General features: G+C 70.8%; 7 protein-coding genes. All 7 read left to right on the top strand.

All coding sequences use genetic code 11. The features are described 5' to 3' along the window. Window positions 1-397: 397 nt before the first annotated feature. Entirely contained in the window at window positions 398-757 is a 360-nt protein-coding gene (locus LJ221_RS16500) for an NADH-quinone oxidoreductase subunit A (protein WP_206348966.1), read from the top strand. A gap of 10 nt (window positions 758-767) precedes the next feature. Then, the gene (locus tag LJ221_RS16495) at window positions 768-1,322 is read left to right on the top strand and encodes an NADH-quinone oxidoreductase subunit B family protein (protein ID WP_093660456.1); all 555 of its coding nucleotides are present in this window, start codon (window positions 768-770) and stop codon (window positions 1,320-1,322) included. Further along, window positions 1,319-2,035: an NADH-quinone oxidoreductase subunit C gene (locus tag LJ221_RS16490; protein ID WP_241717492.1), complete on the top strand. Its 717-nt coding sequence runs from the start codon at window positions 1,319-1,321 to the stop codon at window positions 2,033-2,035. Before LJ221_RS16495 ends, LJ221_RS16490 begins: the two co-directional genes overlap by 4 nt. Then, on the top strand, window positions 2,035-3,393 hold the full coding sequence (locus tag LJ221_RS16485; protein ID WP_241717491.1) for an NADH-quinone oxidoreductase subunit D: 1,359 nt from the start codon (window positions 2,035-2,037) through the stop codon (window positions 3,391-3,393). Before LJ221_RS16490 ends, LJ221_RS16485 begins: the two co-directional genes overlap by 1 nt. 17 nt (window positions 3,394-3,410) lie before the next feature. Beyond that, a complete protein-coding gene (nuoE, locus tag LJ221_RS16480) occupies window positions 3,411-4,247 on the top strand; it encodes an NADH-quinone oxidoreductase subunit NuoE (RefSeq protein WP_241717502.1) in 837 nt (278 codons plus the stop codon). Further along, a complete protein-coding gene (gene nuoF, locus LJ221_RS16475) occupies window positions 4,247-5,587 on the top strand; it encodes an NADH-quinone oxidoreductase subunit NuoF (RefSeq protein WP_241717490.1) in 1,341 nt (446 codons plus the stop codon). The genes nuoE and nuoF overlap by 1 nt, the downstream gene beginning before the upstream one ends. Next, window positions 5,584-7,921 (top strand): NADH-quinone oxidoreductase subunit G (locus tag LJ221_RS16470; RefSeq protein WP_241717489.1); only part of this gene is annotated, 2,338 nt, incomplete at its 3' end. The genes nuoF and LJ221_RS16470, both read left to right, overlap by 4 nt.

Genomic DNA, 7,921 nt, shown 5'->3' with positions numbered 1-7,921 from the left:
CCCCCCCCCCCCCCCCCCCCTGTCCGGATTTCGTTCCGCGCCGTCTAGTGGGTTCGGGTGTCCAGGGCAAATTTGCCTGCGGCGGGCATCCTTTGATAGAGCGCACCCCTCCGACCAGCGAAGACGCATCGGATTGTCACGTGTGGTGATCAGTCGGCCGCTTCACGCGCGAAGATCGCCGTCCATCCGGCTTCATGATCATTCGTCAGGTGGTGGAGATCACAAACTTGTTGCCGCACCCCGTGTCGCAGATCACAGAAGGACGGGCATAGGATGCAGTCGATTCGGGCTTGTGAACTGCCTCACATGTGGGCGATCTTCGTGAACGGCACACCGGTCCGAAAACGGCCCGCAACGGCCCGCCGGCAGCGTCGTCGACTGGAAGGAGCGAGGAGCGGTGAACGTCTACGCGCCCATCCTCGTACTGGGAGCGCTCGGGGCAGCCTTCGCTGTCTTCTCCGTGGTCATGGCCTCGATCGTCGGCCCCAAGCGCTACAACAGGGCCAAGCTCGAGGCATACGAGTGCGGCATCGAGCCCACCCCGCAGGCAGCGGGGGGCGGGCGCTTTCCGATCAAGTACTACCTGACGGCGATGCTCTTCATCGTCTTCGACATCGAGATCGTCTTCCTCTACCCCTGGGCCGTCACCTTCGACGTCCTGGGGCTGTTCGGGCTCGTGGAGATGCTGCTCTTCGTGCTCACCGTCTTCGTCGCCTACGCCTACGTCTGGCGGCGCGGCGGCCTGGAATGGGACTAGGGGCGTACACATGGGTATCGAAGAGAAACTGCCGAGCGGCTTCCTGCTGACCACCGTCGAGCAGGCCGCGGGCTGGGTGCGCAAGTCGTCGGTCTTCCCGGCGACCTTCGGACTGGCCTGCTGCGCCATCGAGATGATGACCACCGGCGCCGGCCGCTACGACCTCGCCCGCTTCGGGATGGAGGTCTTCCGCGGCTCGCCGAGGCAGGCGGACCTGATGATCGTGGCCGGCCGGGTCAGCCAGAAGATGGCGCCGGTCCTGCGCCAGGTCTACGACCAGATGCCGAACCCCAAGTGGGTCATCTCCATGGGCGTCTGCGCCTCCTCGGGCGGAATGTTCAACAACTACGCGATCGTGCAGGGCGTCGACCACATCGTGCCGGTCGACATCTACCTGCCCGGCTGCCCGCCGCGCCCCGAGATGCTGCTGGACGCGATCCTCAAGCTCCACCAGAAGATCCAGGGCGAGAAACTCGGGGTCAACCGGGAGCAGGCCGCCCGCGAGGCGGAGGAGGCGGCGCTCAAGGCGCTTCCGACGATCGAGATGAAGGGGCTGCTCCGATGAGCGAGGCACAGGACAACGGCAACGGCGCCGTCCCCTCGCCGCGCGGCGGGACGGGCGAGGTGATCGATGTCCGCCGGGGCATGTTCGGCGCCAAGGAGGGCGGCGACACCTCCGGCTACGGCGGGCTGGTGCGCACCGTGCGGCTGCCGGGCGCGTCGAGCCGGCCGTACGGCGGCTGGTTCGACGAGGTGGCCGACGAGCTGGAGGGCGCGCTCGAGGAGCAGGGCCTGGTGCCCGAGGAGGTGATCGAGGAGACGGTCGTGGACCGCGGCGAGATCACCTTCCACATCGCCCGCGACCACCTGCCGGTCACCGCCCGCGTCCTGCGCGACGACCCCGCGCTCCGCTTCGAGATGTGCACCGGCGTCAGCGGCGTCCACTTCCCCGGCGACTCCGGGCGCGAGCTGCACGCCGTCTACCACCTGCGCTCGATCACCCACAACCGGCTGATCCGGCTGGAGGTGAGCGTGCCCGACGGCGACCCGCACATTCCGTCGATCGTCTCGGTCTACCCGGCCAACGACTGGCACGAGCGCGAGGCGTACGACTTCTTCGGCATCGTCTTCGACGGCCATCCCGCGCTCACGCGGATCATGATGCCCGACGACTGGCAGGGCTTCCCGCAGCGCAAGGACTACCCCCTCGGCGGCATCCCCGTCGAGTACAAGGGCGCCCAGATCCCGGCTCCCGACCAGCGGAGGTCGTACAGCTGATGAGCACCTCGCACGCAACCCCGCACGCGACGGACCCCACCGCCTCGCAGGCCAGCGCCCGCGAGACCACCGAGGGCACCGTCTACACCGTCACCGGCGGCGACTGGGACGAGATCGCCACCGCCGCCGCCAGGGGCGACGACGAGAAGATCATCGTCAACATGGGCCCGCAGCACCCGTCCACGCACGGCGTGCTCCGGCTCATCCTGGAGATCGACGGCGAGACGGTCACCGAGGCCCGCTGCGGCATCGGCTACCTGCACACCGGCATCGAGAAGAACCTCGAGTACCGCACCTGGACGCAGGGCACGACCTTCGTGACGCGCATGGACTACCTCACGCCGTTCTTCAACGAGACGGCGTACTGCCTGGCGGTGGAGAGGCTGCTGGGCATCGAGGACGAGGTGCCAGACCGTGCCGACGTCATCCGCGTGATGATGATGGAGCTCAACCGGATCTCCTCCCATCTGGTGGCCATCGCCACCGGCGGCATGGAGCTGGGCGCCACCACGGTGATGATCTACGGCTTCCGGGACCGCGAACTGGTCCTGGACCTCTTCGAGCTCATCACCGGCCTGCGGATGAACCACGCCTACATCCGGCCCGGCGGCCTCGCCCAGGACCTGCCGGCCGGCGCGGTGGACCAGGTCCGCGAGTTCGTCAAGAAGATGCGGAAGAACCTGCCGGAGTACGACAAGCTCTGCACCGGCAACCCCGTCTTCAAGGCACGCCTGCAGGACGTCGGCCACCTGGACCTGGCCGGCTGCATGGCGCTCGGCGCCACCGGCCCCATCCTGCGCTCCACCGGACTCCCGCACGACCTGCGCAAGGCCCAGCCGTACTGCGGCTACGAGACCTACGACTTCGACATCCCCACCGACACCACCTGCGACTCCTACGGCCGCTTCCTGGTCCGGCTGGAGGAGATGCGCCAGTCGCTGCGGATCGTCGAGCAGTGCCTGGACCGGCTGGAGCCCGGCCCGGTGATGGTCGGCGACAAGAAGATCGCCTGGCCAGCGCAGCTCGCGCTCGGCCCGGACGGGCTCGGCAACTCGCTGGACCACATCAGGAACATCATGGGCACCTCGATGGAGGCCCTCATCCACCACTTCAAGCTGGTGACCGAGGGCTTCCGGGTGCCGCCGGGCCAGGCGTACGCCGCCGTGGAGTCCGCCAAGGGCGAGCTGGGCGTGCACGTGGTCAGCGACGGCGGCACCCGCCCGTTCCGGGTCCACTTCCGGGACCCGTCCTTCACCAACCTGCAGTCCATGGCGGCGATGTGCGAGGGCGGCCAGGTCGCCGACGTCATCGTCGCCGTCGCGTCCATCGACCCCGTGATGGGAGGCGTCGACCGGTGACAGACGTATCGCTCGGGATGCCCCGGCTCCCCGCACCCGACTACCCGGCCGACATCCGCGCCCGGCTGGAGGCGGACGCCGGGGAGATCATCGCCCGCTATCCGGGCAGCCGCTCCGCGCTGCTGCCGATGCTGCACCTGGTGCAGTCAGAGGAGGGGCACGTCACCCCCACCGGGCTGCGGTTCTGCGCCGAGCTGCTCGACCTGACCACGGCCGAGGTCACGGCGGTGGCCACCTTCTACAGCATGTACCGGCGCAAGCCCTCGGGCGACTACCAGGTGGGGGTGTGCACCAACACCCTGTGCGCGGTGATGGGCGGCGACGCCATCTTCGAGGCGCTCCAGGAACACCTCGGCGTCGGCAACGACGAGACCACCGAGGACGGCAAGGTGACGCTGGAGCACATCGAGTGCAACGCGGCCTGCGACTTCGCGCCCGTGGTGATGGTCAACTGGGAGTTCTTCGACAACCAGACGCCCGAGAGCGCCAGGAAGCTCGTGGACGACCTGCGCGCCGGACGCGAGGTGCGGCCCACCCGCGGTGCCCCGCTGTGCACCTTCAAGGAGACCGCGCGCATCCTCGCCGGATTCCCCGACGAGCGGCCCGGCGCCGTCGAGGCGAGCGGCAGCGCGGGGGAGGCCACGCTGGCCGGACTGAAGCTGGCCAAGGGCGAGAAGGCCGGGCCGAAGGTGGTCTCGCCGCGCGGCGGGGAAGGGCCCGCGTCGGCCGGGCAGCCCGTCACCGAGACCGGCGAGGCGCCCCAGCCCCACCCCAGCTCCCACGACGCGCCGCGCGGGACGGCCGCCTCCGACCCCGACAACCCGGCCGGCCCGGTGGCGAAGGAGGGCAAGTGATGACCGCCGAATCAGCGGAGAAGCTGCTGGCCCCGGTGCTCTCGGCCTTCTGGGACGACCCGGCGTCCTGGACGCTGGACACCTACCGGGCGCACGAGGGGTACGAGGGCCTGCGCAAGGCCCTGGCGATGAAACCCGACGACGTCATCGCCTACGTCAAGGACTCCGGTCTGCGCGGCCGCGGCGGCGCCGGCTTCCCCACCGGCATGAAGTGGCAGTTCATTCCCCAGGGCGACGGCAAGCCGCACTACCTGGTGGTCAACGCCGACGAGTCCGAGCCGGGCACCTGCAAGGACATCCCCCTCCTCTTCGCCAACCCGCACGCGCTGATCGAGGGCATCGTGATCGCCTGCCACGCGATCCGGTCCAACCACGCCTTCATCTACCTGCGCGGCGAGGTCGTCCCCGTACTGCGGCGCCTGCACGCCGCGGTCCGCGAGGCCTACGAGGCCGGCTACCTCGGCAAGGATGTCCTCGGATCCGGCCTGGACGTGGACATCACCGTGCACGCGGGCGCGGGCGCGTACATCTGCGGCGAGGAGACCGCGCTGCTGGACTCCCTGGAGGGCCGGCGCGGGCAGCCCAGGCTGCGTCCCCCCTTCCCGGCCGTCGCGGGCCTGTACGCGTGCCCCACCGTCGTCAACAACGTCGAGTCCATCGCCTCGGTTCCCGCGATCATGAACCGGGGCAAGGAGTGGTTCCGCACGATGGGCAGCGAGAAGTCCCCGGGCTTCACGCTGTACTCCCTCAGTGGCCACGTCGCCGGTCCCGGCCAGTACGAGGCGCCGCTGGGTATCACGCTGCGCCAGCTGCTGGAGATGAGCGGCGGCATGCGCCCGGGCCACCGGCTGAAGTTCTGGACACCGGGCGGCTCCTCGACCCCACTGCTGACCGACGAGCACCTCGACGTCCCACTGGACTACGAGGGCGTCGGCGCCGCGGGATCGATGCTCGGCACCAAGGCGCTCCAGTGCTTCGACGAGACCACCTGCGTGGTCCGCGCGGTGACCCGCTGGACGGAGTTCTACGCCCACGAGTCCTGCGGCAAGTGCACCCCCTGCCGCGAGGGCACGTACTGGCTCGTCCAGCTCATGCGCGACATCGAGGCCGGCAAGGCGACCATGTCCGACATCGACAAGATCGCCGACATCGCCGACAACATCAACGGTAAGTCCTTCTGCGCCCTCGGGGACGGAGCCGCCAGCCCGATCTTCTCCTCCCTGAAGTACTTCCGCGAGGAGTACGAACAGCACGTCACCGGGCGGGGCTGCCCCTTCGACCCGGCCAAGTCGACCCTGTGGGCCGACGACAGGACCGCACACCTGGAGGTGAACGCGTGACCGTCACCACCGACGCCAAGGCCTCCGGGGGCGGAGAGGCCAAGCCGCCCGAGGTTCCCGAGGACGCGGTGACGCTGACGATCGACGGCATCGAGGTCAGCGTGCCCAAGGGCACCCTGGTCATCCGCGCCGCCGAACTGCTCGGCATCGAGATCCCGCGCTTCTGCGACCACCCCCTGCTGGACCCGGCCGGGGCCTGCCGTCAGTGCATCGTCGAGGTCGAGGGCCAGCGCAAGCCCATGGCCTCCTGCACGATCACCTGCACCGACGGCATGGTCGTCAGGACGCATCTGACCTCACCGGTGGCCGAGAAGGCCCAGCGCGGCGTGATGGAGCTGCTGCTCATCAACCACCCGCTGGACTGCCCGGTCTGCGACAAGGGCGGCGAGTGCCCGCTGCAGAACCAGGCCATGTCCCACGGGCAGGCCGACAGCCGCTTCGACGGCCGCAAGCGCACCTTCGCCAAGCCCGTGCCGCTCTCGTCCCAGGTGCTGCTGGACCGGGAGCGCTGCGTGCTGTGCGCCCGCTGCACCCGCTTCTCCAACCAGATCGCGGGCGACCCGATGATCGAGCTGCTGGAGCGCGGCGCCCTGCAGCAGGTCGGCATCGGGGAAGGGCCGCCCTTCGAGTCCTACTTCTCCGGCAACACCATCCAGATCTGCCCGGTCGGCGCGCTCACCTCGGCCGCCTACCGGTTCCGCTCCCGCCCCTTCGACCTGATCTCTTCGCCGAGCGTGTGCGAGCACTGCTCCGAGGGATGCGCCACCCGCACCGACCACCGGCGCGGCAAGGTCATGCGGCGGCTGGCCGCCGACGACCCGGAGGTCAACGAGGAGTGGATCTGCGACAAGGGCCGCTTCGCCTTCCGCTACGCCCAGCAGCGCGACCGGTTCACCCACCCGCTGCTGCGCGACACCGAAACCGGTGAGCTGGAACCCGCGAGCTGGCCCGAGGCGCTGGACGCCGCGGCCAGGGGACTGGCGGCGGCCCGCGGCCGTACCGGCGTGCTCACCGGCGGACGTCTGACGGTCGAGGACGCCTACGCGTACGCCAAGTTCGCGCGGGTCGCCCTCGACACCAACGACATCGACTTCCGCGCCCGCGTCCACAGCACCGAGGAGGCCGACTTCCTCGCCTCCCACGTCGCCGGACGCGGACTGGACGCAGAGGGACGCGGCGTCACCCACTCCGCGCTGGAGAAGGCCCCGGCCGTGCTGCTGGTCGGCTTCGAGGCCGAGGAGGAGGCCCCCGGCGTCTTCCTGCGGCTGCGCAAGGCGTACCGCAAGCACGGTCAGCGCGTCTTCTCCCTGGCCACTCACGCCACCCGCGGGCTGAGGAAGGCCGGCGGCACCCTGCTGCCGGCCGCGCCCCACACCGAGACCGAGTGGCTGGACGCGCTGGCCGGTGGGGTCGGGCTGGACGAGACCGGGCAGAAGGCCGCCGAGGCGCTGCGCGCCGAGGGCTCGGTGATCATCGTCGGGGAACGGCTGGCCGCCGTGCCCGGGGGATTCGCCGCCGCCCTGCGGACGGCCACCGCCACCGGTGCCCGCCTGGTGTGGATCCCGCGCCGGGCCGGTGAGCGGGGAGCGGTCGAGGCCGGAGCGATCCCGACGCTGCTGCCCGGCGGACGCCCCGCCACCGACCCGGACGCCCGCGCGGAGACGGCCGCCGTCTGGGGCGTGGCGCAGCTGCCGACCCGCTTCGGCCGCGACACCGGCCGGATCGTCGAGGCCGCCGCGGGCGGCGAACTCGCGGCCCTGCTGGTGGGGGGCGTGGAGATCGCCGACCTGCCCGACCCGGAGCTGGCCCGCAGGGCGCTGGACGAGACCGGTTTCGTCGTCAGCCTGGAGCAGCGGCCCTCGGAGGTCACCGAGCGGGCCGACGTGGTCCTGCCCGTCGCCGCGGTCGTGGAGAAGGCGGGCTCCTTCCTCAACTGGGAGGGGCGCTCGCGGCCCTTCGAGGCAGCGATCAAGCCCGACCAGATGACCCGCCGGCTCGTCCAGTCCGACCACCGCGTACTGCACATGCTCGCCGACGCCCTCGATGTCCATCTCGGGCTGCCGGACGTGCGCACCGTCCGCGCCGAGATGCGGCGTCTGGGCGTCTGGGACGGTCCCCGCGCGGACGCCCCGGAGGCTGGCAGCCGGCAGGTCCCGCGGCCCGCCGCGGGCGAGGCGGTGCTCGCCGGACACCGGCTGCTGCTCGACCGGGGCCAGCTCCAGGACGGCGACGAGGCGCTGGCCGGCACCCGGCACGCCGCCGTCGCCCGGCTCTCGGCCGCCACGGCCGCCGAGGTCGGGGTGGCGGCCGGCCGGCCGCTGACCGTGACCGGCC

The organism is Streptomyces sp. CNQ085 (assembly GCF_022614595.1).
GTDB lineage: Bacteria > Actinomycetota > Actinomycetes > Streptomycetales > Streptomycetaceae > Streptomyces.
The sequence above is the reverse complement of the archived record's forward strand: the minus strand, read 5'-3'. Positions and strand labels throughout refer to the sequence as shown.

What these genes read in the sequence shown, in the direction of transcription:
- LJ221_RS16490 (WP_241717492.1), top strand. Translation starts at nt 1,319, where the DNA reads ATGAGCGAGGCACAGGACAACGGCAACGGCGCCGTCCCCTCGCCGCGC.
- nuoE (WP_241717502.1), top strand. Translation starts at nt 3,411, where the DNA reads ATGCCCCGGCTCCCCGCACCCGACTACCCGGCCGACATCCGCGCCCGG.
- LJ221_RS16495 (WP_093660456.1), top strand. Translation starts at nt 768, where the DNA reads ATGGGTATCGAAGAGAAACTGCCGAGCGGCTTCCTGCTGACCACCGTC.
- LJ221_RS16485 (WP_241717491.1), top strand. Translation starts at nt 2,035, where the DNA reads ATGAGCACCTCGCACGCAACCCCGCACGCGACGGACCCCACCGCCTCG.
- nuoF (WP_241717490.1), top strand. Translation starts at nt 4,247, where the DNA reads ATGACCGCCGAATCAGCGGAGAAGCTGCTGGCCCCGGTGCTCTCGGCC.